The following is a 25,086-nucleotide window of genomic DNA, read 5'->3' on the forward strand; positions in this document are numbered from 1 at the left end:
ACGCTGGCAAAGATAGCAAAAATATTTTTTTAGGACTTATATTAGCTCTGTTATATATTTCGCCTATAATATGATACCCCTTTTTATGTTTTTCCATTCTGAGTATTCCCTTATCGCACCATCGGCAAATCTGGCCGAAGAGATTTTATATGCAAAGGTACAGTGTCCGGACGATTGTCAAGCACCGCTATGCTAACGGTTCCTGGATATTTTACGGCAGCCTTCCTCAAATCAAAGATTGACTTTCAGTCCCCTTCTCATTGCAAGGTATAAAAGGACAAGCCTGCTTCTGCTCTTACATTCGAAGGTTGGGTATTCCGTTCCATTCCATTTACTGTTTACTTGTCTTATCGCCCTTATTCCACTGTTAATCCTGCATAAAAATCAATCCCCGGCAAGAAGCCGAAAGAGCTTCAAGCAAAGGGAAATAATAAATCAAAGAATATGGGAAAATACGATTTTATCAAGTTGGGTAATCTTCTTTATTGGCATGACCCAGATAGTGGTCTGTCTAATGGGGTTTACCAAGTGGCTTCTATTCCGGAAAACATTGAAGAGGATAGCGTTATTTTGATTGCATCTGATACTTCGGAAGCGGAGGTTTTTCCTTCTGAATTATCACCGATACATACCGGTAGAAGTCATAAAGAAGACTTTTTGCGTTGGAAAACAGAACGTGAAGCTGAAGGTATTGAGTTTTACGACCACCTTTCCAAGGTGATGGATACGGAAAACGACTTGAGTGTGGGAGATATGGTGGCGTTTACAAACGATTATGGAGTGATATTTGGACCTTGTGAGGTCTTAGCTTTTGGGAATCTCTGTAATAGTGGCAGATGTGTATATATTGACAGTGATTCTTATTGGTTTCCTAACCGTCCCGACCAACTCACCATCATGAGAGGTGCGGAATGACAATAACATATCCACCTGTAGCCAAAGCGGGTGGATAGCATTTCCTTGTATTGTATATTCAGCCCGATTACTCTTATAGCCATGCTCCACCGAACTCCCACAACCGGTCCTATTCCTTTTTTACTCGTCGTACTCCGTTTCTAAACAGTATAACACATTTATTGGCCTGACATTCTTGAAATTCACAACGGAAACGGCTTGGTTTCCGTGTGATGAAACACTTGAACTGGTATGTGAGAAATTCCCAACACTATGTTATTTCTATCAATCGGAAGAGTCGGGTCTGGCGGAGTACTGGACAAATGACCAAGAGAGTAAATACTTTCCCGAAAAGTACATTGCAGACCTATGTACTCCAGACGACAAATGGTACAAGGAATATTTTGTCAACCAGACAGAAGTATTCAAGTGGTTTGAGGTGATAAGCGGTCAGTCTGTCGAATCAATAACAGAAATTCTTGCTATTGCCGAACAACGGAAAGATGAAAACGACAATTCTTTCTGTAACATCTATGAATATGCCGCAGGCTAAGACTAATCCGATGCAGAAAACGAAATGACGGTATGCTGACAGCGTGCAGCGAACTATCATTATCCGATAAGCTTCTCTGATTTCATGCAGATTGGAGACTTTGTCGCCTTCAGTCCTTTTATACAGTCTCAGAGTGCTTCTCCAGTCTTTTATAGATATTCTTTATATCGCACATCGGCAGTTCTTATCTGAGAGATTTTGTATGCAAAGATACAGCTTTAGAATGGTCGTCAAGTAACGCTGCGCTAACAGTTCCCGGATACTTGTGGCAGCCTTCCGCATATCGAAGATTTGGGTATTCCACTTCATTCCATTCACTGTTTACTTGCCTTATCCATCCTTTCCTTGCTGTCAATTTCGCATAAAAATCATTCCTGACAAGAAGCCGAAAGAGCTTCAAGTAAAGGGAATAAAGTTTAATCATTTAAATTTCAAAATTATGCACAGCCGAATTTTTCAGATTTCTAAAATGTGGATAGAAAAAGAAAACTATCTGAATGAAGACACTCTCCATCAAGGAGATGGCAGTTTCTATGACTATTGTGCGGAGATAGATGACGAAGAACGTAAGGAGGATATTCGTTATTTGGTCAATACTGCTCTACCAAAAGATATGTTCGAACTTGTAGGTGATGACACCATACGCTACATTGGTGGTGTGGAACAATGGAAAGAGAACTTTGTGACTAACATCCGTAAGAAAGCTGAAGCTATTACGACGGAAAATATGTTGGAGTTTGTAGGCCCTGTTTATCAACTTGAAAAGGCATTGGAAAATCCATTGGATATTGCGTATCATTTCTATTTGGACGGAGAGGGATACCAGTCATTTGCCGAAAAATCTTTTGCATTTATGGAGTTTGTCTGTACGCTTGAACCGGGAACGATACTCTATATCGGAGGAGTCATCGACTATCACTTCTGATACTCCATATAATTTTTTTAAAGCCACCCGCAACTCAAGCGGGTGGTTATCATCTTCCTATATAACAGTCCGGTTACTTTTATAGACCATGTTCTGCCGAACCTCTGTTACCAATTCACAGCCTCTTTTACCGATTCTATATTACCTGTTCTAATTGTATTACATTCTCACAGTCCCGACATGCACCATTGTTTGTTTCGTGCGCAAAGGTACGGTGGCAAACGATGTTCAAGTACCGCTGTTGCTACCTGAAATGAAATTTGACGTAACCTTCCGCAATCACAGATTCCGGTATTCATAAAATTTCATTCCGGTTACTTGCTCATAGTTCTTGCATCCACCGTTGAAAATGCACATGAAACAACCTCTTGGGTAAAGTCGGAAGGCTTCAAGAAGAGGGAAATAAAAAACAACTTAAAAAAATAAATGCAATGAGAACTAAAACACTCTACAGATGCGATGCACAGAAAATAGACATCAGTCGTTTCCCTAACTTTCACATAACAGGAAGTATAACCGGAATGAAGAAACTCTATTATGGCAAGAATGCTCTATTGGTACGTTGCGGAAGCTGGATTTACAACGTGTCAAGTGAACCCGAAGTTTATTATAATATAGCACATTAGTAGTATGAAAAAAGGTTATAAAAAAGATTTTCAGAGTTGGAAAGGTATAGTAACTCTAAAATTACTTTGCTGCAATATAGCAGCAGGTCGTTTTGATTGGAAGAAATATTGTACGCCACAGCCTTATTGTGGTCAGGAGATTTGCGTTATACCGCTACATTGTTCTTATGGACAGATAGGCTACACTGTGTATTTCCCTTATTCTGATATGCCGGAAGTGGAATACGATTGGGAAATGAACAAATTAACTATTGACAAAGAGAATTGGGAGAATTATTTACAGAATTAATATTAAAAATATGGCACAGAATTTTTATACCAAATGGCAGAACGCAATCCTTGCAGATGCAGGAGTCTATGTTTCAAAAAAATACCGCAGTTTCCAAACGGCCTTAGTACGTGAGATTTCCAAGTACGCAACAGCCGTTGGCGCAAAAGTAACATTCAACTTAAAGGGGCATTATAATACCTCTTGTTTCATAGAACGTAACGGTAAATTCGTTTACATCAGTCACTCTTCCGGTTTGTCCCGAATGGGTAGCGGTGTAAAAATAGAACTCGATTCTTTCTTAATCCGGACAGCCCAACACGCGAAAGATTACAGAGGGGGACATAATCAGTATTGCGATATAACAAATTTACAGTCTATGATAGATAATTTGTTAGAGTAATAAAATAAATTCAAGAAAAGGTACGGAGCAAACAGCTCCGCATCTTTTTCCGTTTTATCGGCGCATTCCGCCGCTGTACTCTGCTTCTTGTAGCTCTTCCCGGTATTCCTCCATATTATTCAGCTTTTCGTTCACGGTTTGCAGGTTGGCATCCAACGAAGCATTATGGTCGTATGGGAAACGATGTTGTGCGACAAGTCCCGCATTAGTAACCGGCCCGATATCTATCATGTCGGATTCTTTATTATAGCTGACATACAGCACATCACCATTCGGCATTTCAAATGCAGGAATCTTTTGTTGTGTCATGATAGCGAATTGTTCCGCAGCCATCTCCTTGGCTACCCCTTTTAATGTATCTCCAGCATGTTCGATACCATAACGCCTGATATGGTCGCGTACTTCCTTTTCCGTGAATTTCAGCATCACTTCATAAGTTCCCCCGACACTCCCATTGTACACCACAGCAAAATCCTTGTCCTCAATCAAAAGATTGTCTCCTCGGTTCTGTATGGGAGAAGAATAAGTATATTCTTCGTTAATGCCGTTACCGTCATAATACTCCTTGGCGAGAGTCAGCAGTCCTTCGTAGTCCCCCTTATCCTTGAATGCGTCCAACCGCATCGTGTCATCGGTAAGCTGAAGATAGGCCACGGAAGAATAATACACTTTTTCTTTCGGTGCTACTGTTTGCTCTTCATCAATGTTCTGCTCCAATTCCAGTGCAATCTTATCCACCTTTTGGGTAATCAGAGAAGCCGCTCTTTTCACATCCAACAGAGTTGTCTTGATGAATTGTGGCGATTCCTTCAATTCGTCGAGCCATCCTTTGAGGTAGGCACAACTGTCCTCTTTTATATGTTTCGTCATGCCGTAACGTTGGGCAACCAATGCGCTGCCTAACTCGGCTACCAATTCTTCGCGCGCATACTCTGCCGAGCCGAAAGTTGTCGGCTTGATACGGTCGAGAACTCCTTCCGCACCGGTCGAGTGTGTCATCTCATGGAATAGTGTTCCATAGAACGCCTCTCCAGATTTGAACTGTTCCTTTTCCGGCACAACGATTTCATTTCTCGATATAGAGTAGTAAGCGTTATCCTGATGCTGTGGTTTGATCGGACAAATCCACAGATTGTCCTTTATCAGCGCATCGACGGGAGCGAAGCTGAAATACTCTCCGTTCTCAATCTTCGGTAGCGAATACTCCTTTTCGAGTTTTTGCCACAGCTCCGGTCTTGCCTCCTGCAAGTTGGTCTGTGCCACGTTAAAGACTCGGAATACCTGCATCTTAGGATAAACATTGTATTCCTTCTTCTCGTTATCAGATAGTTTTTTGTAGTCATCATACTTAATCTTCTCACCAGAATCCTTGTGTATGCAGGTGAATGTAGTCAGCATGATTGGGAATGATTTCTCTCCACGAAGTACAGAAACACGAGGTTTCTCCTGATTGTCCTTATCGGATTTGTTGAGCCGTTGTACACACTCAAAAGTGCAGAAGCGCGGAATCTTGTAACCTTCCTTTTCACAATGTATAAGCAACATAATGGCATTCATGCCATTATACTCGCGTCCGGAAAGATTGCAGGGCCATTGTAACGCTTCTTCTGTGAACCATGGCTTTCTCCAATCCTTACGGATACTCTCGATTTTCTCAATCATCATTTCAGCGAAGAGGTCTAATGCTTTATCTTCGCTGTTCGGCCCGTCCGTGTGCTGTTTTTTATATCCGGCCATATCCTTTACTGATTGGAATTAGACGAATCTGCTACATACTGTACAAGTTCTTCCACCTTGCATGAAACATTCAGCTTTCCGTTATATGCCGAAAGGGATATTTCACCTTTGGCATCCACTCGCACGCCCGGCTGTAACCATGCTTCGCGTTCTTTGCCAAAACAGAAAAAACGTACCCATTGGTATTCAAAGCCATCCTCTACTTTCTCCGTACTGAATGCCGAAAACATTGTGTAAGGCTGGTCTTTCTTATCCCTTTTTTCCTCGATATGCTGCCCGACCTTACCTCGAAATACTAATTCGCCCTTGACCGTATCTTTCGCATCTGCCGTAGCTGTACGAATTTCGTTAATAAAAAGATTGAAATAAAGTTTGTCACCACGGTGTTTGAGATACATTGTCCCCGAAACCTCGATGCGGGAACCATTTCGATATTTGGAAACCTCCTTTCCGGCAGTATCTTTGCTGACATCCACCTCAATAGGCATAGTCTTCCCGTCAGTGTCAGGGATCATTACTCGAAGAGGAAAAACCAGGAACGTTTTCCCTTCCTTATTGGTGCGTATCGACGCATCACGTCCGATAACGCCACATACCGTAACATTACATTTTATCATTTCTATTGTCTTTTAATGTGATACATAATCACCCGACAACTGTGTTGCCATGATTTGTTGTTGAACTGCTAAATCATTGCTCTTAATCGGGTGCTCGTATCATTGCCCAGATCAGCCATCCGGCAAGGAACAGTTGAACGCTCACGATAATGAGCGTTGCTACCCAGCCGAAGAGTTGGTAGCAGAGCAGGACATACAAGGCAAGGTAGGACAGTCCGAACAGACATCTGCATAGCTGTATCATCACGCATTTTACCATATCGCCACGCTTCTATCTTTTTAGGTTCTCTGTCTGTCCCTGCTGTTGGGACATCCCTTGTTCAAAATTCTGTGAAGCCGCTTCCGAGAGGATAACCGTATTCAGCATACCGGTTACACGTATCCTTTTGGCTTCTTCTGTGAGAGTATTGTTATTCAGTGTTGCCGACAGACGGCTTAACTCCGCAGTAGTCAACTCACGTGACATGCGCAGTTCTCCATTGTTCACTCGCAGAATAGCCTTTCCATTTTCACTGATTGCCAGTTCGCAGTTTTTCATGCCCGGTAATAATGATTTCAGATTGATGCGTCCACTATCCATTTGTTTGGATATGGCAGTCTTTTGCTCCTCCTCGTTCTTGTTGTCGATTTGTACGGCCAATAGCATAAGGGAACTAAAGGCTGTCATCGCCATCTCTACTATAGGGTCATTGCATCCTGACATTCCCACACCGCTATCCTCTGACGAAAGCAACTTCTTCATCCATCCGTCGGGCGAAAGGTTTTTGCCGGCGGCATTCTCTTCTGTTCCTTTATATCGGGTGAGCAGGCTGTTCCCGTTGTGCAACACTTCCAATTTGATATTACCTTTCTGTGCGATTTCAGTCAGATAAGCCGCAGGGTCGATGTCACGCTTTGTTCCGTCTGCATAGAAGTTTGTCACGCCGAAATGTAGATGTTCGCCCGTTGTACGTGTACCTGTGTTGCCCGATGTGCCGAGCTTCCCACCGGCTTGTACTACATCACCGACCTTTACAGTAACCTCCTTAAGGTGCATATAAGTACATTGTACCTTGCTGCCATCCGTTCTGGTATATTCCACAGTCAGCGATTTTCCACCGGGCGTGTTCTTATTCTGATTCACAGCCACCACCTTCCCGTTGTTCTCAGTAGCCAGTACCGCATCGCCATTGCAACGGATATCAATTCCCTTGTGCATCTGTTGTTTCGTGTTGTCCATCGGATCTTGCCGCATACCGAAAGGCGAGGTAACAAAAAGAAACTCTTCACGCTCTACCGGGAATGAGTACTTCGCACCATACTCTGAATTTTCAGACGTTCGGAGAGGATTATGTTCCGTACCGAACCGCTTACCCTGTGTCTCCATTTCCTGCATCACCAGTTTGTCATACTGCTGTAAGCCATTTTGCTCTATAATCCGTTGCAGACTCTCGGCATATTCTCCGCCTGTGGCATAACCGGCCTGTTCGATATTTTGTGTCCAACCCTTGTAATCGTCGGGCGAAAGTGCAAAACATTGGGCATAGCGGCTGTTTTCTTTTAAAAAACGGGAGTGGTGTTCGTATGAATCACCCACACTGTCATAACTGCAAAACTTCTCATTCGGCTTATCGTCAGTATATATACCATACCTTCCTCCTTCGGCAATCCATGCAGGCGTAGCCTTGATGCCAAAATGATTGTTCTCGTTTTGCGCCAAACGGCTTTGCCCGTTGGAACTTTCCAGTATGCCTTGTGCCAACGTCACGGATGCGGGGATTCCGTACCGGCGCATCTGCTCCATAGCATACTCTGCATATTTCATTGCGTATTGTTGGTTCTTGCTCATTTCCTTACTCCTTATCTATGAAAACCTCTGTGTGTTTCTTGTTCCTCCATGTCACTTATAGCAACCCGTGCCCCGGCACGGACGAGCTTAGACAGATAGTTGTCGAGCTGCTCCGTTGAAAATTCCGTTGAAGCCGTAATGTCCCCTTCCGGATACTCTTTTAGGGTTATGCCCAATATCTTTGCACCCTGTACCGCATCTTCGTTATAGAGCCGATAACCATCTTTCGTGCGAAGCAGTTGCAAGGCATCGGGATGATTCGCTTTAAGTTTGTCCCACAACTGCCGTTCCGGTGAAATACCCTTGTTGTCTGATTCCGTCCGTTCCTGCGCTACCGTTTCTATCGGCCACAACTCTGCTTCTTTCTGTTGTTTCTCTCCGGTGTGTGCCTCCTGCGATTGTCCTTTTTGTAGTACGTCTGCGAATAAGGTAGCTGCCAAATGACGTTTGTAGCTGTCACGCTCTTCCGCTATCCACATCCGCTGCCACTGTTGCGGAGTGACACTTCGGGCAGGCTGTTTCTGCCCATCAATAGTTGCGACGCATTGTATGCCGTCTTGTTTGGTTTTGAAAACCGAAACACGCTGGATACGGTTCAAGTCTATTTCCGGCATTTCGCTGCTGAACAAATCCACCTTCAGGTCAGGTTTGACCTCGGCCAGCGCATAATACTTGTGCGCCAGTTCCATCCGAACCTTACCGATGTTATCCATTGCTTGCTTGAGTGTTGAAAAGAAGCGGTTTATATCTTCTTTATCAGGATAGATGCTATATCCGCTCTTATTTTCGGGTTTGATATAAAGTGCCCATCGTTTCTTATCATCTTGAATCATCTCTACGTGGTCAAATCCGATCTCATTCGCCTGTTTGACCGCTGACGCCACGTCCAGTGTGGAGAGCTTCTCCATTGCCCAATTCTTCAGCCGGGCCAGCATAATTATCTTCTCGGCAAAATAACTGTCATCGGGTCGATAACCTAATGCACCATCCGTATTGTAGAAGCGTACCTGCTCGATTCCATCTTTCTGCAACGCTCGCATGATACGTCCCTTGTTCATTCCCGGTATCTCGTTATCTGCCTCTGTAGAAGCCCCTGCTGGAAGAATTACATCTGCGGTTTTTGCCTGTGGGTCAATAACAAGCACAATTTTTTTCGTTTCTTTATCCGGATGCTGCCGAATCTCGTTCGACACAAAATAATGTTTGGGCATTTGCTCCTGCATGGTTGAAGTGTCTCGCCGGTTGCGCATGGTGGCGTATTCGATTTTCTCGCCCCGTTCCGCTTTATTGATTACTTCGATGGCATTGTTTACGTCACTTTCGAGAGCGTCCATCAAGTTCGGGTTCTCTTTTAGCTCCCGGCACCAGTATTCCACTGTCTTCAGACTTTCTTCAGACAACCGTGCTGGCAACCCCAGTTCCAACATTTTAATCCCTGAAGCCAGTTCCACTACCAACCGTTCCTGTCTGACAGCATCCTCCGAAGGAGCCACACCGTTCTTCATCACCATACCTTCACGCGCTAATCGTTGTTGGTGTCCGGTAGCACTCACGATTTGCCGCAAGGCTTCCTGTATATAGTCGTGATAATGTCTGAACTCTCTTTGTCGCGGCATATAGACCGCATCCTTATCTGTTTCGTAGTGGGGTACACCGCTTCCATCCAAACGAACAGGCACAAGGTTGTCTCGCATCCTCAGTAGGAAGTCGTTGAATTGAATATGCAACCGTCGGTTGTCAGCTTCCGTATATCCTCTTTCCACTGCACTTCCATACCGCCGCAACGTCGTTTCGTATCGCTCCTTATCCACGTAGGGTAGTGTCGTCTGGTCAATGTTGAACAAAGTGCGAATTTCACGGTTATGTACACCTTTATATAATTTTTGTTCCTCTTCATACAGTTTCATGTAGTCATCACGACTGATAACCTGTTCTGGATTATTGCGGTGAACGTACTTGTTCCAATTATAAAACAAAAATGGAACGCCTTGCTCATTCTCACGCACCGAGGCTCCTTGTGCCTTGGCATCGCTGAATAGCGTGAACTGGTTGGTTTTGCATCCATTTTTATCAGAATGCAGCGTCATGAATAGTGCATTGAATGCGCTGACAGAAACACCCTTTGGATAGAAGCGCGGGTATCCCTTTCCTGATGCGTTGAGCCAGTGTCCACCGGCATTCGAGGCTTCACTCAAAGCCGTAGAAAGCAAGGTGATTTGTTTTTCCTCGGCTTTCTTTTCGATTTGCGATTTTTCTTTCATCGTTTATTTGATTATAGGATTATTGAATACCCCGTGGGCGCACGATGGTTTCCAGTTTTCCGTCCTCATAATTCCGTGCGGCAGCCTGGCGAAGCTGGTCGTTCTTGGCAAGGACAGCATTTGCCAGCGTGTTCAAAGGCAATGCCCCGGTACGGTAGGCTTCTGCTACAATCGGTGACAACTGGATGGTACACGGTACTCGGTCTATCGTGGCAATCAACGTACTATCTTGCAATACAGGGTTTACTATACGTGGGTTCAGAGTTTCATTTGTATAGCGTCGGTACTGCACATTGTTCTCATTTGTTACGTTCAGTTTTCCCTCTGTTCGTTCTTTCAAGGCTTCGTGTCCTGCCTTATTCAACAAGTTCATACCTCCCAGGCCTATCAGGAGCATTTTCAGCAACGGGTTACGCACAAACATACCCGCCACAATGCTCGCTATCGGTAACATATTGTCTTCCAAATGCAATGATTCTGTCTTGCCTGTGAATATTCCCAGTAGAACATCAGGGAGCATGGCCATTACATAACCGAGATTGCCTGTGATATTACCTATGCCATCCAGTCCCAGCATACCAAGCAGTCCGCCCCAACCGTTTCCCTGTGCTACTTGCGCACTTTGTATCGTTTGTACATGTTGTTCCGCATCATTGGCAGGAACAACAGTTTCATGCTTCTCTTCTTTCATAATTTCATCCTGTTCTGTCCTGACCATTTTCGCTTTGTCACATTGTTCCAAAGACTGCAAGTAGGCTTCTTCCTGTCCGGGAGCAACAACAATCGGCACATCCTTGTACCGTTCCTCATATTTCTGTTCTTCCTTGCTCTGTACATTCGGCCACAATAAACCGCTATTCTGGTTTTGTGTCCATTCCATGAAGCCAAAGTCCATGACAGGGATTTTCTTTTTCAGTTGCTTGTTGTCTGTACCAATCGCCGTGTTCTCTTTGATTTGTATTTGGGCTGCCTCTTTGCGAAAATCGTCGAATACGTTTCTGTCTCTGCCGAACACTCCTTTACTGATGCACTGTTCTACTGAAAGGGTATCAGGCTTCTTGCCTTCAAAATGATTGGTGATGGCTGCAATAGCCACATCTGCACCGGTAAACTTTGCCAGTGTCGTCCATGAACCAGTACCACCCATCATCAGGGTATCTGCGGCTGTGCCCAACATCCATCCCGTACCTTTTTCCCATCTGTTCGGGCGGTAAGCTGCTTCGCCTCGTGCCTCTATTTCATCGGTCAGCGGTGAACGGCTTAACGTCTGCGATAATCCCAGCAGACTCGATTCGGCAGCCTTTCGGATGATGTAGTCAGCGGAAGACTTGGGCATACGTTCTTTCACCAACCGGTCAATCATCAGTTCCTCTATTCGGTGGTCCATATAGGCATAGGCGAGGTCACAACCGAGCTGTTCTGACAACTCATTGTAACGTGCCCTTCCGATTTCCTGCACGACGGTATCCCGCCACTGCCCGGCCATATACGCAAGGTCTTGCTGCATTTCCTCGGAACCGGTAATCTCCGTCTTGCACATCTCGATATAGTCCTCTGTTGTTTTGGAGTTCCATTCGCCTGTGACCTTGAGTGCTTGATAGGGGTCGCTCATTGGTTGTGCCGAAGATGCCATCATACTGAGAATACCACCTAAAGAGGTGGAATATTCTTTCATTTCCTCTCCCTGATTCCGTATGAGGTCAGTCCGCGTTTTTGACATGATGGGTGCGATATGGCAGTTGAAATAGTCGTTCACGAGGCGTTCCATTTCTGCAAACCGTCCGCTATGCTTGATTCCGTCCATAGTGTATTATATGTTTATCCTATTCTATTCATTAATAATTGCTCTTTTGTCTGCTCGATGGCGTTGTGGTAAATTTCCATCTGTTTGGGATAAAACTCTTCCAGCCATACATCCTTCTCGATGTTGTCGTGAATGAAGCGTATCGCTTGTTCTCGCTCAATCTCCACCGATGCTTCGCCCTCTTCCCGGTTATTGAACCATGCTTTCGTCCACCAGCGCACACCGGCCCGGTCAGGATATACCGTGACTGCTCTCGGTATGTCAAAGCTCTGGATGTCTATGTCTAATTCTGCCAGTGGGTCAATGATACCACTATGGGTCAGGGCTTCGTCGTAGAGTTTTTTTTTACATCATCGCCCATCGTCGATAAGTACACGCCATGCCGTAGGGCAAGGTAATGCAGGAAGTCCGCAATGAGTAGGTTCTGCACCTTACAAGCAAGCGGCATTGCTTTATGTCCCAGTCCGAGTGGGTTGGATATACTTGGCATATTTTCATAGAAATATTCTTTGACTGCTCCCATTGTAAAGACATGGCGGAGTGACTGCTCCGTATGTGGAGGAAGTCGGTATGCACCACGCTGTAAGTCTTCCATGTAGTAGGGCAGGAAACGTAGCATCAATTCCTCTATTTCCTGTCTGTCCTGCTCGTAATCGGTGGTCAGTGCCATCTCCATGTTGGGAGATGTTGCCGCTTCGCCTCCATCAGCATGACACAATGCTTGGATATTCCCATACAGCATGGTTAGAAATTCCAGCGGATTCAGTTCCTCACCCTTGAAGCGTATCCCGATATGCAGCTTGTCACCGCTTAAAGCTACAGTCTGTCCGGCCTTGACACGCTGTCCGAACTGGGCGAAGACATTTGACAAATGCCCATAGGTCACTTCATACTCCCCATAGCGTATAGTTTGGCAGATGCCGAGTATAGGGTCATTGCCTATACCTGACACGATACCGCTGGCGACAGCCGCCAGTGTGTAACACCGTACATCGAAGTCGATGCCATGATGAAAATATGTTTTGCCCGTTGTCGGATCGGTTTGTTCGCCATAGCCGAGCGATAGTTTCACATCCTTGCCCTTCCGTTCTTCAAAAGGCATACAGTATCCACTTTCGGATTGCAGGATCATTTCTTCTGTATATTTCATTATGTGATTATATTTGATTCTTATTCTTATCTTTTCATCCCCCCGCTATTCGTCTGTTCTTCAACGGGAAGAGCGGGTGTCTGTATTCGTTGTATGCTTCTCGTATCAGGTGTGCGGAAAATACCGGCATTGTTACCGATAAGCATCATGCCGAGAAATGCACCGGCAATCTTGCCCAGCCAGCCGAAGCGTCCGAATATAAGAAATGCTGCTGCGACCAGTCCCGCTATACTCAATCCCGACACGTTACCCTGTCCGAGATTACGGAAAAAGTTACCGAACATATCGGAAACTCCGCCATTGGAGACTTGCCGTAGAAAATTCGATACTCCACCCAGTTTTGAGTCTATGCCGGCTACCGTACCGCTGACGGAACCGACTGCTTCTCCGGCTTTGCTTGTCAGTTCTCGCACACCGTCCGCTGCATCTGCAAGGGTATCCGTAGCCGATTTCCCTATGACCGCATCGCTTACGATATGTACCACGCTCTTATCTGTGGTTAGTTTCTCCCAACCCACATAACCGACTGCACCGCCGATGGCTGCGGTCTTGACGGCTTGTCCTGTGCCCCGTAAGGTTTGTGAAGGATGCAGTGCAGCATGTCCCATACTTCTTCCGGTAGCTTTTGCTGCTTTGCCGCCATATTTTAATATTGAATCCCAAATTCCCATATCATTACATTTTTAAGGTCTTACATTCTTTCCAATCTGTCGCCAACGTCGCTTGGCTGCGTCCACGATACTACGTTTATCAGCTTCGGGACGTGCACCCTCGTCGATTTCCCGCCAAATGTCGCCCATTGTCGTGTACTTTACCGCTTTGGTCAGTCGTTGCAGCTTTGTGTTCATAGTTTTGAGCTTTGGACGGATGCCAAAGACAATTTCCATACGCTCTTTTTCCGTCATCTTGTTCTCCGAAAGGCACGCTGTGCGTATATCGTTCACTATTTCCACGCTGTTCATCATCAGTTCCCTATAAATCTTGTTGCGCTGTGTGGATAGGGCTACGGCAAGCGTATTGGCTGGACTTCGCTTCAATTGTTTGGTGAAGTCGCCCATATTGTCTGTCAGCCTCGATACCTCATAATAGAACCCATAAGTTTGCGCCGCATAGCAGACTATTGACCGGAAAGAGTTTAGATAGTTATTAAACTCTCGTTGCAGGTCTGTTGTCGCCTGCACTTCTTCTTTTGTCCAAATATGTCCGGTGGTCTGCATCAGCATGACCTTTTCCTGATTCTTCAGCTCCTTCTCTGCCTTTTCGGTATATACTGCAATCATTCCGGCCAGTACAGGGTCATTCTGCGCTTGTACCTCACCGATACCGGTAAGACACAGCAGTAATATACTTATCCAAATTGTCCATTTCATAACTGATATATTTTATCGGACGAGAGCTGCCGCCCTGTGCCAATGGGACAGAGCCATACGAGCTGCCTCACCGTTGTCACGGTCAAGCATTCCTGCCGTTACGTTGTTCCACACATCATTGAAAGTATAGTACCGTATGCTCAAATAGAGCAGATGTAACTTCCGGCTAAAATCCGATAGTTGGTCGTTCAACGCCCATAGCGTCTTGCTGCGTTCTGCCCCCGTAAGCATGTTTTCGTTGCTACCTTTGGCCACAGCGTCATTCAGCAATGTAAAAACAGAGACAAGTTCCGTTGCTGTTTCTATATAGAGGTTGTTCATGTTCATACTGGCCACAATGCCCTGCGGATTGTTTTGGATGGCCTTGCCTAATTTCCCCAGCGTGAGGAAAATCCGCACACCGTCATTGTAGAGATGCGTACAGGCTTTCAGTGATGAAGCGTAACCGCTTGCTGTCTTGAGGTAACTGTTGTACTGCTTCTCCCACTTGTGGATTTGGTTGAACTCGGTAGCGATGCTGTTTTGGAGCAAGGCTGTTTGTGTCTGTCCCTTTATTTGTTTTTCAATCTGCCCGTTTATCAGTTCGTTACCTTCGGCCAATGCAGTCCATTCCAACGGATTGGAAGCCGCAATTTGGGCTTCTGCCACCTGTGGAAGCAGGCATACCAGCGAGGCAACCAGCCCCAGACTAATGATTCGTGATTTCATATATTCCCTTTTTTCGTTTGTTAGTTTCTACCCGTTCACGGATAATTGACACGAGGTCGTCCCTATGGAAGATACCGATCAGGTCAAGACGGGGCGTGTTTCTGTCCATTGAAAGGATACGTACGGTTTTCAGCCCACAAAATTGTTGCAGCAGGCTTTGGTGCTCTTGAAAATCCACGATACGATATAGCTCCATATAATCCACTTTGCGACGGATAATACCGTATTCACTGACAAGTTGTTCCGTGCCGATGCAATAACGGATTCGCCGCAGGTAGAGATAACGGTAGAGTAACAGTAACGAGAGTATCAAGGCAATTACTGTGGCAATAGCTGTCAATGGCAGCCCTTCCATGCCTCCGTACACCCATACAGTGCCGCACAGCACGAGAGTGGGCAGCTCGTTGATGACAAATTGCCCGGTATGTGGATGGATGACAATGGTTTTGTGACAAGTTCTCTGCATAGGTTTTATGGATTATCGGTGAAAACGGGAATGAAAGTCTTCTCTCATTCCGGAAAGAGAATTGGTTATATCCACTTCCAACCGGGCAAGTTCTTCCCGTATCTTGTACATTTCCTGAAAACCCTTATCTGACATTCCTTGGTCATTGGTTTCAAAGGAGAATATTACTCTGTCCGCACGTTCAAGACGCTTTCGCACAGCCTCATGGTCCGCTTCGTCGTATAATCCGTTTCGGATATGTTCCGGATTGACTTCGGGCAAATCGGACAAGGCATGATTCAGCGTGGCTTTACCGCTGATCTCCCAATCGTCAAGGTTATCCTTCTCTGGTTTTATCCGTTTGCCGAGTAGCTGGTCGTTCCAATCCTTATAACCCTCTGCGGCAGATTCATACAAGATGCATCCTGTAGCTTCCGGACCGGAAATGGAAGCATCAATCGCTTTTTCGATGGCTTCCAGATTGCTTCTCATTTTCTCTAATTCTTCCTCACTGGCAGAACCTTCGTCACGAGCCATTTCGTACTCATCCATACAAACCATTCTCATTTCCTGTAGATAGCCGTCACCAATTCCCATGTCGTCACGCTCCCCATTCTTCAAATTTTGTTTTGCATCATTTATACCCAGAATGGCTGTAATCTTTTCAAAATTGAATGGTTCAAGTTCTATTTCATACTGTGAATAGTCTTCGCTGTTGTTCTGTACAATCAGTCTGCCGGTTTGTGACAGACAGGTGGAGAAGTTCCAGCCTGCATGAGTGAGAGCAAAGTGGATAGCATAGACTTGTCCGGCACGGTCATGATCGAAGCAAAGATGATGTGAGGCATGGGGAGTTGCTTTTATCGCTCCTATGAATTGCTGCTGGCTCGGTGCCCCTCCGGTAGAGATGAATACCGCCTTTCGCAGATCCTTGTTCTGTGCCTGATGAAGTTGGTAATATGCCATCGCATCATAAGCACTTTCGAACCAATAGATATGTTTGGCGGAGGTGAGAGAAGTGCGGGCAGGGCTGGCAATCCACAGTCCCTCGCTTGAATTGCTCCCTGCGGCTTTGCCTTTGTAGCTGCCGCTCCCGTCCATACGGGCACGTCCTCGTTCTTCAAGTCCCACAATCGCTCCGTCGCCTTTGGGCAGGGTTAGTGGAAAGGACAGGTTCGTGTAGGTCGCACCGTCCTCCCGATGTTTCGTAGCCAGATAAAAATGCCGATGGAAGGCATATTGTGTATAAAGGTCGATACCTCGGCTTTTAAAATAAGGATAAAATTTTTTCTGCGTTTCCCGATTCTGCGGATTGAACTTATGAATGTCGTAATCCGCTATGTCAAATGGCTTTACATCTCGTTTAGGGTTCACTATTCGGGTTTTCCGTTCAGTGACAGGAATGTTCAGTAATCTGTTACAGACAAGATTCACCAGTCTGTCCGGAGACATACCCGCATGGTACTCCGTGAAAAAGTGCGGATGCTCCTTGATGAAGGAAATGATGTTATAAACTTTCTGTTGTTGTGCGTGGAAACAGCATTTTCCTTGTTGTGTCACAATAAATTTGTCACCACGGATACGTCTGCCGTCGCTGTCCAAACGAACATACGAGGGATAGCGCAGACCGTCACGACGGTTCAGGTGATACCCTGCGTCAATCAATACGTCCTGGATGTTTAGTCGTTGCAGAAAGTCATCGTATGTAAGGTCTCCGTCTCTCATAGGTTTACCTCCCTCTTCTCATTTCATTAATATCTTGATTCATCTGTGCCTCGAAATTACGGATGGCCACATCTCTCGGTGTATCTACGCCGGGCTTGAAGTATGGATGTGGCGGTCCGCTGAAACGTTCGCCATAGAACTCCGGAGAGTGGTGGTGATGGAAGCCATGTGCGACTTCCGATGCCACCACAGCACCGGCGGTAAGGGCAGCGAATATCTTCACGCCAAGCCCCTTGTTCGCTTCAGGACGTGTCTTCATATCCACCTCGTTGAAAATCTTCGAAAAAAGTTTCATCCGGTGGTAATCATCCACAGCAAGAAACTTGTCGTAGTCTTTCTGGCTGATTTCGTGGCTGATGACCTGTCCGTCAATAACAGCGGACATCTTGTATTTACCCTCCGTCTGTGCTGGTTGCACGGCAATGTCACTGACCTCTACTTCCCGGCCATGTTTCTCCTCACGATACCAGCCTTTGCTTTCGTTGAGTAGTTGCAGGTCACGACCGTCCACGGCTGCACCGATACTGCCCTGTATGTATTCCTGCCGCATCGGAGTTTCTTGCTGCATGAATAATTCTTGTTCCTGCCGCTGCCGTTCTTCCAGTTCATGCCGCACTTCGGGATGCAGGCCGATACTGATGCGTTGTTCGCTGTTGAGCTGTTCCATCGTTACTTTATCGGCAAAGTCCGCTCCGATAATGCCGTTCAGCAGATCCAGCCGTTTCTCCACAGGTTGTTCCTCGATGGATGCGGTAGCCAGTTTTTTCACTTCTTCTTCCGTCAGGTCATAGACCATATCGGCATTGACACTTTCCGATTGTACGGTCAGTGTCCTCCGTTCCATATCCACGATAAGACCGTGCGAAGTAAGGCACTCCGACCATTTCTCGTTGGAAAAATAGACTGGTGAAGCAATCAACTCCTTGTATGCTTGTGCCGGTTCCTTGCTGCGCGGACGGCTGACAAGCGGTGTAATGACCTCCTGCAAGTTCTTCAATACATCTTGCTGTACAATGGGTTGCTCCTGTTGACCGCCTTTGTAGTAAAAGCCGTAGCCACCCGATTGCAGTTCGCCGGGCTTCATGCGCCCGTCTGGGCGTTCGGGTACGATGGATGGCCCCGGAAAGAAAAGCTGCCCACCAACTCTGCGTAGGTGGAAACCCCACTGTTCGCGTGGTGTCCAACCAAGGAATGGAGGGGGCATACCCAGTCGCCCCATGTGTCCGTACTCACCGATACCGATGCGGTAGCCATGTAGCCCCATCGCCACGCGACCGTTGGCATTGCGGGCATGGACGAAATTTTTCGGCATATAGAAGTCTTTTCCTATGATACTCGTGAGTATGTTGTAGGCTTTCTTGTTGGCCGTATTCGTTCCCCAGTCCGTCAGAGCCAACATCTGTCGTTCTGTTATAGGATAGACCAATAACGGTGAATCATGCCCTTGCACAATCAGCCGGTAGCCGCCTCCGTCAAATGCGACATGGGCTTGAAGTCCGTTACGCATCAGTAGATTGCGCATTTCGGGTTGCAAGTCCATCTGCCGAGGATTAGTATTTGTTCGTATCGTCATAGTCTGATGTTATGATGGTTACTTGTTATGCGTTGCCGTATTTCATAGCCGCTTCCAATTGTTCGTCTTTGAAACGGACAAACCCGGCGGCAGAATCTTCGCAGACCGTGAGTCCTTTTGCCTCACAGTAATGGGCGTACTCCTCCTGCCACTCGGCAGAAAAATGGTTGATGTAATCGAGCCAGCCGTATTCGCCGCTCTGCATCTTCTCGACGAGAATCTCTTCGGGATAATATATCTGTTGTGCCATACGCTTATATTAAATAGGTCTTATTTGTGAATACCTGCCGCTCGGTTACGCTCACCGCTTTTCTTCTGTTCGTTCCACAGTTCTTCGGTGTATTCCTCCTCTGGAACGTAGTCGAGATTGCCGTCATCATCCATCACCCAGCAACCGTAGCAACCGAAGGTGTACTTATCCCATTCACGCTTGGGTTGCTCTTTCCATTTCTGCGCGTCACCTGCGCAGAAACGGATGCCCGTCTTGTTGTGAAGGTCGATGCCTACCGTGACAGGTTCGCCATCCACTGCCACCGTCAGAGGCTCACCATGCTGCATTCCGTTAACTTCTACTGTACCTAAGTACATTACCTCTGCCAGCACTTTCAGGTTACGGGCGATGATGGGTGTCGGAACATACATCACCTGTTTTGTTTCCTCGTCGATTTGCACGAAAGCTTTACTGCGTCGTCCGTCCGCCATAGCCACGTCTGCAATGATGGATTTGCCGTCAAGCAACTGTTTTTGCTGCTCCTCGTTGTAGCATTCCAGTGGTGACGACTTCAGTGTGGGATAAAAAACCACATCCACCTCGCCGCTATCCATACGGATAAAGGCAAACCGACTGCGACTCTCGATTACTTCGCCATTCTCGTTAGTGACACGCATGGGCAGTACCGGCGAGTAGCCGCCTTTCCCGATTTCTTTCAGGATACACAGGGGCAAATCTTCAATCATTTCTTGGGTAAGCCCAAAGCGGGCCAATGTCGGATAAGGCAGTTCGTTGAACTCAAATTGTTCTTTTTTCATATTCTGAACGATGTTATAAAATTATACTCAGCAAATATAGAGCGATTTCTTATCTGATGACTAAAACATTTCTTTATAAGTGATTATAAAGTGGTATTTTTAATGTTTTGAATATGATTTTTCGCAAATAATCATATTCAAAATTGATTAAATAGTTATATTTGGAGAGAAAACAGTCGGCAATGGACAGACCATAAGAAGAGCGTGCTAACTTTGCTGCCATGAGAAAGATTTTATTATTGATGATGACGGGTGTCTCATTATGTATCACGCCAGCCAAAGCACAATTCAATACCGTTGCCGTTACCCCAACACGCTACAAGATGGAGGTATTGGATATGGGGTTAGACCAAGCGGAACCGGCATCCGAAAGCGAGATTTCCGTACAGGAAGTTTCAACAGGTATCCCGGTATCCGCAGATATGGATAAGAAAAAGTGGATGGATCGTTACTTGAGTGTAAGTTACCCGTTACGTTATATCAAGGTCACTTCGCCTTATGGCTACCGTAAGGACCCGTTTACGGGAAAGAGTAAATTTCATGGCGGACTGGACTTGCGCGCACGTGGCGACAAGGTGATGGCCATGATGGAGGGTGTGGTCGTGAAGGTCGGACAGGACAAGACTTCCGGCAAGTATGTAACCTTGCGGCATGGTAGGTACACCGTCAGTTATTGTCATCTCTCTAAAATTCTTATCGTCAAAGGGGCAATAGTTCATCCTCGTGATGTGGTTGGCATTACCGGCTCCACAGGACGCAGCACCGGCGAACACCTGCATATCACCTGCAAACTCAATGGCAGGAGTATCAGCCCCTCGCTTATACTCGATTATATCCAATCCATCCGGCAGGAGTGTATATCAGCATTGGCAGGTTTGTAAAAGAGAAGTGAAAAGGGCTGAAAACGTTCCGGTTACTTTGTCATCCGTTCAATAATATGGGCAATATGGTTGCCCCAGACGTGTATTTGTACAAGGAGCATCGAAGGCATGGAGAGCGTCTTGCCATAGAAGATAGCCGCCACTACTTTGCCACCGCACCGTTCTATCTCTTCCTTGTAATCCACCACGCTTTGCCCGGTTGTCAGCACATCATCTATGATGATAATCTCTTTCCCTTTGATTTTTCCGGTAATGAGGTAGTTTCGTTCGAGGATACGCTTCTCTCCACCTTTGGCCTCATGCAGGCTTTCTCGTGCATCGCAAATATCAACGTCGTACAGTCCTGAAGTTAAATCCTGTCGGTGCTTTCCGATGTACCAGTCGAGCCGTTTGAACCGTTGACCGTATTTTATCCAGTTGCTACACGGCATGAACATTATATGGTAAGGTCTCTTTTTCAGTTGCAAGGCATTCATACACGTTTTAAAGAACTCGATTCCGTGTATATCTCCTTGTTTGAACTGGTAGATGGAATGGCAGAAAGCCCTCTGTTCATCATTGAGCAGCGCATTGTATCGTGACGGATAGTAATATCCGTAAAAGGAGATTCGGATGCCTCGTAACTTGAACGGCTTATGGGGAGAATGGCCATCAAACCGTTCGGGATGCAAGAGACAGAACATACGGCAGGCTTCCCGATGACCGGCCATTACCGCCAGACGACAGTAACGTTCACGTTCCTCGCTCTTTTCGGTCAACCGTGCGGCGGCGAATGCCGCTTCTCCTGCTTTTCGTCGCCAGTAGCCGATAATATACCACAATGCCCCAATTGTGAAAAGCAGGAGTATGAACAATAGTCTTGCATTCATCGTATTTTTATTTGAATGAAGCAGCCCGTTTCAATCTGGTTATTTACAACATTACGGTGTATTTCGACATAATCGGATATGGGGGTTATGGCTTCATTACTTATATCAAATTCGTTTTCACTCACTTGCAAAGTTAGCAAAATCGTGGCACTAATCTAAAATAGCACCGATAATTTATAAGCCATATCACTTTTATATCATAAAGTCTTACCCATACAATTTCCTCTTTTAATTGTACATGCTCAACTTTTATAGAAGATGTTCGCCCTGACCGGTACACGGCAAATGGCATACAAGTCTGCTATATGCTGTGTACCAGTCTTTGGGATAAAGCAAGGACGATGGCATATTTGCCACAAGTGTCAATCAAGCCAATCTGTTGTCCTTGCAGCGACCTCTGCTATCTGTTCTTTTGTAACCGGCAATGCCGTCTGTTTGTTTTTATAGCTTCGCCCCACACCATCAGCGGAGCGTCACAGGACTTGTCCGCAAGAGACATTCACTCACCTTATGGCAGCAGAGCTGCTATGGGGTGAGTGAAAGACTCTTTACGGAAGCCAAACATGAAAAGACCGTACACCTCGGTCACAAACTGCCAAGGTTTACGCTTCGCCAGATTTGAGACTAAGTTGTATGGTCACTTCATCGGGAAGTTTGGACCGGCAAGCCACAGACGTTCCACTGCCCACCCATTCCTTTTATAAATCTTGCACCTATTCTACATGTCTATATGACAACCGCCTGTAGTAAGAAAGCATATTCTGTTTGTCGGTTAGCTCTGCTGTAGTCATATTTTCCGCAAAGTAAGCCGCCTTTTACCAAACATCAAATCGCCACTATCGCTGGAACGAAAAATCTTCCTCTGACACGTCAGAGCGTATTTCTTGTCCCCGTTTTGTCTTATCGGTATTCTTGGGCGGCAGTTGATGGCAGAAAATATCCCTCAGCAGGCTGAACAGCCTTCAAAAAGAGGGAAAAAGAAAAATTATCAGAGTTATGGCAAAGACGATAGACATAGAACTTCAAAAACAGTTGGACAAGCCACAGGCATGGTTCTGTAAGTATTTTCCTGCACGCATACGCAATGTGAGTGAGCGTGAGATAGCAGACCGCAAGTTAGTCTTTGATTTCAAGGATGGACGGGCATACGAAGAGGTTGCTCAACGCACGGCAGCCAACATGACCGAACGTTATGGAACATCATGTACTAACATTGTATTTTCTCCCGTACCGGCATCCACCGATAAGAAGAACGAGATACGTTACAAAGCATTCTGCCAAAGAGTATGCGAACTGACGGGAGCTATCAATGGTTATGACCATGTATCAGTGAGTGGTGAGAGGCTAACCATTCACGAAAACCGTAAGGCAGAGAAAGAAGTCCGTAAGGTAAACGTCATTGAGTTTGATTCGGCCTTTTTCAACGGCAGGTCTGTGGTAGTCTTTGATGATGTGATAACCAAAGGGCTGAGTTATGCTACCTATGCCAATCAGCTTGAAAGCCTTGGTGCTAATGTACTCGGAGGTATATTCCTCGCAAGAACCCATTACAAAGTGAAATAATATGACCCAGACAAAGTATGATAAGGCAGTGTCCGTTTGCTTCAGTGGACACCGCAATATTCCATTCCTATACAGGAAGCAACTGAAGCTGCAATTAAAGGCAGCGATAACCAAGGCATACGCTGGAGGTTATCGTCATTTTTACTGTGGTTGTGCCATGGGGTTTGATATGCTGGCGGCAGAAGTTGCTCTTGCGTTGCAGTCCGAATTGTCAGGTCTGCAAGTTATTGCCGTAGTACCGTATCGCGGACAATCCGAGCGGTGGAACGATGCGATGAAAGCCCGGTATGATACTATTCTCTGTAACTCGGATGATGTTATCATCCTGAGCGAACACTACTACTATGGCTGTTTGCTTCGACGCAACGACTATATGGTTTTTCAAAGTTCGTCTCTTATTGCCTGGTATGACGGCAAACCCAAGGGTGGTACGTTTTATACTTATCGTAAGGCTACAGCGAATGGACTAAAAGTTCTAAATCTCTATGGCAGCTCAATCGTATAACAGCCATCTTGTTTTCGCATATTCCGAGCCGTAGCGGTGACTCCTTTGCCATTCATGTAAAGGCTGTTTTGTCAGCCATAGCGTGATATGGCAAAGTACGCTATTAGTTCTGATGTATTGCCCGGCTTTACCTATGTGCCGGTTTAGTTGGTGTTGCTGTATTTTTATATCTTCGGAGGCTCCATCCTCCTTATATCTTTCTCTACCTTTTTTAGTATTCGGCTTAAAAAGTAATATACTTGCCTTACTTTTCGCCTATTTAGCATGTTTAAGGCACGTCTTTTTATAAATAAGTGCAGCAATTGGTTGCTGCACTTTTGCTATAATATCTATTTGTCATATTAGACCTTCCCGTACACCGTCCTCATTTTTCCGTCCACCAGCACCTTATTTGACCGCACAATCCAAGCTCTGCCGTCATTCAATCCGCATTCCAATGCCTTTTCGCCGCCGCCGATTAGTACCGGAACGGTTGTCACTGTGATTTCGTCCGCCAGCCCGTTATCCAAGAGTAAAGCCCCGATTTCCTCACCGTAAGCCACCACCATACCGTCGCCGTCTTCCTTCATCTGTCTCAGTTCTGCCACTGCATCTCCTTGGATGAACTTCACTCGTTCATTCTCCGTCAGGTCGATGCCGCCGTTCGTCACAACCAAAGTCTCTTTCGCCGTAATCGGCCAACCCAAATGGTTCATATAAATACGCAGGTAAGTTTCTTCGTCAATCAGCACACAACTGGAGGCATCCACAGCCGCATCAAAATGCTTGTCCGAAGGAGCCGGACAACCGTCGATGGACTGATACACGTGCAAGGAAATCTGTTTCATATTCAATGTGTTTTTAAGAATTATGTCCACCTTGCACCCTAAAGAACAGCATGAACCTACGCTATTCCGGAATAGAGGTACTGCCATACCTAAAAGGCAGATAAGCAAACCCTTGCTGTATAAACATACAGTATGAATATTTTGCTATACATCTTGTCTTTTTGATAAGTGTCAGTTTTCTATTCCAAGACGTTCAGTGAACGTATAATATGTATATCAATCTCCGCCTGTTTCCAAGCCGAGTATGAATCTTCCATGTCACGACAATGACCGTACCCGAAAGTACCGTCTGCTGTCTTCATTTTGACAAAGATAACGAAAAATTGGCGGATAAGCAAACAAAAAACATTGTTTTTCTGGTTGCCTGTTCCGAACTGCATTCTGCCTTATCAAAAAGACTTACTCATTCCCTATGATTTAATACAGTCGTCATTCTGCAATTATCAAGAGATGGGCCAATCCATCCGATTCCACCTCCCTTTATAGTTCACCTTTCTCCGATATAGTACGGGCAATCCGTTCCGG

The 25,086-nt window shown here is 45.8% G+C and carries 29 protein-coding genes; 9 read left to right on the plus strand and 20 right to left on the minus strand.

The features are described from left to right. Positions 1 to 444 precede the first annotated feature (444 nt). Together BACCOPRO_RS14945 and BACCOPRO_RS14950 are read left to right on the plus strand one after the other, a co-directional pair. A complete protein-coding gene (locus BACCOPRO_RS14945; RefSeq protein WP_004308716.1) occupies positions 445 to 915 on the plus strand; it encodes a hypothetical protein in 471 nt (156 codons plus the stop codon). 175 nt (positions 916 to 1,090) lie between these two features. Next, positions 1,091 to 1,447 (plus strand): hypothetical protein, encoded by a 357-nt coding sequence (locus tag BACCOPRO_RS14950; protein WP_004308712.1) that lies wholly within the window; start codon positions 1,091 to 1,093, stop codon positions 1,445 to 1,447. A 184-nt stretch (positions 1,448 to 1,631) separates the two neighbouring features. Here BACCOPRO_RS14950 and BACCOPRO_RS18580 read toward each other — a convergent pair whose 3' ends face one another. After that, positions 1,632 to 1,871 carry a hypothetical protein gene (locus tag BACCOPRO_RS18580; RefSeq protein ID WP_008659509.1) on the minus strand — a complete coding sequence of 80 codons (240 nt, stop codon included), beginning with the start codon at positions 1,869 to 1,871 and terminating at the stop codon, positions 1,632 to 1,634. A 15-nt stretch (positions 1,872 to 1,886) separates the two neighbouring features. Here BACCOPRO_RS18580 and BACCOPRO_RS14960 point away from each other — a divergent pair, with 15 nt between their 5' ends. The 4 genes from BACCOPRO_RS14960 (at position 1,887) to BACCOPRO_RS14975 (ending at position 3,669) form a co-directional block, all read left to right on the plus strand. Next, positions 1,887 to 2,372, plus strand: coding sequence for a hypothetical protein (locus BACCOPRO_RS14960; RefSeq protein ID WP_004323429.1), 486 nt, complete (start codon positions 1,887 to 1,889; stop codon positions 2,370 to 2,372). Positions 2,373 to 2,803: 431 nt separating this feature from the next. After that, positions 2,804 to 2,998, plus strand: coding sequence for a hypothetical protein (locus tag BACCOPRO_RS14965; protein WP_004313635.1), 195 nt, complete (start codon positions 2,804 to 2,806; stop codon positions 2,996 to 2,998). A gap of 4 nt (positions 2,999 to 3,002) precedes the next feature. Beyond that, entirely contained in the window at positions 3,003 to 3,287 is a 285-nt protein-coding gene (locus BACCOPRO_RS14970; RefSeq protein ID WP_004308705.1) for a hypothetical protein, read from the plus strand. A gap of 10 nt (positions 3,288 to 3,297) precedes the next feature. Then, positions 3,298 to 3,669, plus strand: a complete 372-nt coding sequence (locus BACCOPRO_RS14975; protein WP_004308703.1) for a hypothetical protein — start codon at positions 3,298 to 3,300, stop codon at positions 3,667 to 3,669. Between the two features lie 54 nt (positions 3,670 to 3,723). On the opposite strand, the gene BACCOPRO_RS14980 is transcribed toward BACCOPRO_RS14975, so the two are convergent. The 16 genes from BACCOPRO_RS14980 to BACCOPRO_RS15050 form a co-directional block, all read right to left on the minus strand. Then, positions 3,724 to 5,406 carry a zincin-like metallopeptidase domain-containing protein gene (locus tag BACCOPRO_RS14980; RefSeq protein ID WP_004308700.1) on the minus strand — a complete coding sequence of 561 codons (1,683 nt, stop codon included), beginning with the start codon at positions 5,404 to 5,406 and terminating at the stop codon, positions 3,724 to 3,726. Between the two features lie 5 nt (positions 5,407 to 5,411). Beyond that, positions 5,412 to 6,023 (minus strand): hypothetical protein, encoded by a 612-nt coding sequence (locus tag BACCOPRO_RS14985; RefSeq protein WP_004308698.1) that lies wholly within the window; start codon positions 6,021 to 6,023, stop codon positions 5,412 to 5,414. An 82-nt stretch (positions 6,024 to 6,105) separates the two neighbouring features. Then, entirely contained in the window at positions 6,106 to 6,282 is a 177-nt protein-coding gene (locus BACCOPRO_RS17900; RefSeq protein WP_004313634.1) for a hypothetical protein, read from the minus strand. A gap of 12 nt (positions 6,283 to 6,294) precedes the next feature. Further along, positions 6,295 to 7,851, minus strand: a complete 1,557-nt coding sequence (locus BACCOPRO_RS14990; RefSeq protein WP_004308692.1) for a glucosaminidase domain-containing protein — start codon at positions 7,849 to 7,851, stop codon at positions 6,295 to 6,297. Between the two features lie 11 nt (positions 7,852 to 7,862). After that, a complete protein-coding gene (locus BACCOPRO_RS14995) occupies positions 7,863 to 10,112 on the minus strand; it encodes a MutS N-terminal domain-containing protein (RefSeq protein ID WP_004308690.1) in 2,250 nt (749 codons plus the stop codon). A 19-nt stretch (positions 10,113 to 10,131) separates the two neighbouring features. Further along, a complete protein-coding gene (locus BACCOPRO_RS15000) occupies positions 10,132 to 11,916 on the minus strand; it encodes a hypothetical protein (protein WP_004323424.1) in 1,785 nt (594 codons plus the stop codon). A gap of 14 nt (positions 11,917 to 11,930) precedes the next feature. Further along, the gene (locus BACCOPRO_RS15005; protein ID WP_009017568.1) at positions 11,931 to 12,212 is read right to left on the minus strand and encodes a hypothetical protein; all 282 of its coding nucleotides are present in this window, start codon (positions 12,210 to 12,212) and stop codon (positions 11,931 to 11,933) included. Between the two features lie 23 nt (positions 12,213 to 12,235). Beyond that, on the minus strand, positions 12,236 to 13,066 hold the full coding sequence (locus BACCOPRO_RS15010) for a M23 family metallopeptidase (protein WP_004313633.1): 831 nt from the start codon (positions 13,064 to 13,066) through the stop codon (positions 12,236 to 12,238). A gap of 26 nt (positions 13,067 to 13,092) precedes the next feature. Next, on the minus strand, positions 13,093 to 13,737 hold the full coding sequence (locus tag BACCOPRO_RS15015) for a hypothetical protein (RefSeq protein ID WP_004308686.1): 645 nt from the start codon (positions 13,735 to 13,737) through the stop codon (positions 13,093 to 13,095). Between the two features lie 12 nt (positions 13,738 to 13,749). Continuing rightward, positions 13,750 to 14,436, minus strand: coding sequence for a hypothetical protein (locus BACCOPRO_RS15020; protein WP_004308685.1), 687 nt, complete (start codon positions 14,434 to 14,436; stop codon positions 13,750 to 13,752). Positions 14,437 to 14,448: 12 nt separating this feature from the next. Continuing rightward, a complete protein-coding gene (locus BACCOPRO_RS15025; RefSeq protein ID WP_004308684.1) occupies positions 14,449 to 15,144 on the minus strand; it encodes a hypothetical protein in 696 nt (231 codons plus the stop codon). Continuing rightward, positions 15,125 to 15,610 carry a PH domain-containing protein gene (locus tag BACCOPRO_RS15030; protein ID WP_004313632.1) on the minus strand — a complete coding sequence of 162 codons (486 nt, stop codon included), beginning with the start codon at positions 15,608 to 15,610 and terminating at the stop codon, positions 15,125 to 15,127. The genes BACCOPRO_RS15025 and BACCOPRO_RS15030 overlap by 20 nt, the downstream gene beginning before the upstream one ends. A 12-nt stretch (positions 15,611 to 15,622) precedes the next feature. After that, a complete protein-coding gene (locus tag BACCOPRO_RS15035; protein WP_004323422.1) occupies positions 15,623 to 17,314 on the minus strand; it encodes a toprim domain-containing protein in 1,692 nt (563 codons plus the stop codon). Positions 17,315 to 17,318: 4 nt separating this feature from the next. Next, positions 17,319 to 18,887: a hypothetical protein gene (locus tag BACCOPRO_RS15040; RefSeq protein WP_008659504.1), complete on the minus strand. Its 1,569-nt coding sequence runs from the start codon at positions 18,885 to 18,887 to the stop codon at positions 17,319 to 17,321. A 25-nt stretch (positions 18,888 to 18,912) separates the two neighbouring features. Beyond that, on the minus strand, positions 18,913 to 19,137 hold the full coding sequence (locus tag BACCOPRO_RS15045) for a hypothetical protein (protein ID WP_004323421.1): 225 nt from the start codon (positions 19,135 to 19,137) through the stop codon (positions 18,913 to 18,915). A 20-nt stretch (positions 19,138 to 19,157) separates the two neighbouring features. Further along, positions 19,158 to 19,916 carry a DUF4099 domain-containing protein gene (locus tag BACCOPRO_RS15050; protein ID WP_004323420.1) on the minus strand — a complete coding sequence of 253 codons (759 nt, stop codon included), beginning with the start codon at positions 19,914 to 19,916 and terminating at the stop codon, positions 19,158 to 19,160. Between the two features lie 221 nt (positions 19,917 to 20,137). Between BACCOPRO_RS15050 and BACCOPRO_RS15055 the strand changes: the two genes are divergently transcribed. Next, entirely contained in the window at positions 20,138 to 20,797 is a 660-nt protein-coding gene (locus tag BACCOPRO_RS15055; RefSeq protein ID WP_004323419.1) for a M23 family metallopeptidase, read from the plus strand. A gap of 32 nt (positions 20,798 to 20,829) precedes the next feature. On the opposite strand, the gene BACCOPRO_RS15060 is transcribed toward BACCOPRO_RS15055, so the two are convergent. Continuing rightward, entirely contained in the window at positions 20,830 to 21,666 is an 837-nt protein-coding gene (locus BACCOPRO_RS15060) for a phosphoribosyltransferase family protein (protein WP_004308677.1), read from the minus strand. A gap of 996 nt (positions 21,667 to 22,662) precedes the next feature. Here BACCOPRO_RS15060 and BACCOPRO_RS15065 point away from each other — a divergent pair. Continuing rightward, positions 22,663 to 23,229, plus strand: coding sequence for a type I phosphoribosyltransferase (locus BACCOPRO_RS15065; RefSeq protein ID WP_004323418.1), 567 nt, complete (start codon positions 22,663 to 22,665; stop codon positions 23,227 to 23,229). Position 23,230: 1 nt separating this feature from the next. Beyond that, entirely contained in the window at positions 23,231 to 23,734 is a 504-nt protein-coding gene (locus tag BACCOPRO_RS15070; protein ID WP_007898915.1) for an SLOG family protein, read from the plus strand. Positions 23,735 to 24,075: 341 nt separating this feature from the next. On the opposite strand, the gene BACCOPRO_RS15075 is transcribed toward BACCOPRO_RS15070, so the two are convergent. Further along, a complete protein-coding gene (locus BACCOPRO_RS15075) occupies positions 24,076 to 24,561 on the minus strand; it encodes a dihydrofolate reductase family protein (RefSeq protein ID WP_004308674.1) in 486 nt (161 codons plus the stop codon). Between the two features lie 179 nt (positions 24,562 to 24,740). Further along, a complete protein-coding gene (locus BACCOPRO_RS15080) occupies positions 24,741 to 24,941 on the minus strand; it encodes a hypothetical protein (RefSeq protein ID WP_007898922.1) in 201 nt (66 codons plus the stop codon). Positions 24,942 to 25,086: the final 145 nt, after the last annotated feature.

It is taken from the genome of Phocaeicola coprophilus DSM 18228 = JCM 13818 (assembly GCF_000157915.1).
Taxonomy (GTDB): Bacteria; Bacteroidota; Bacteroidia; order Bacteroidales; family Bacteroidaceae; genus Phocaeicola; species Phocaeicola coprophilus.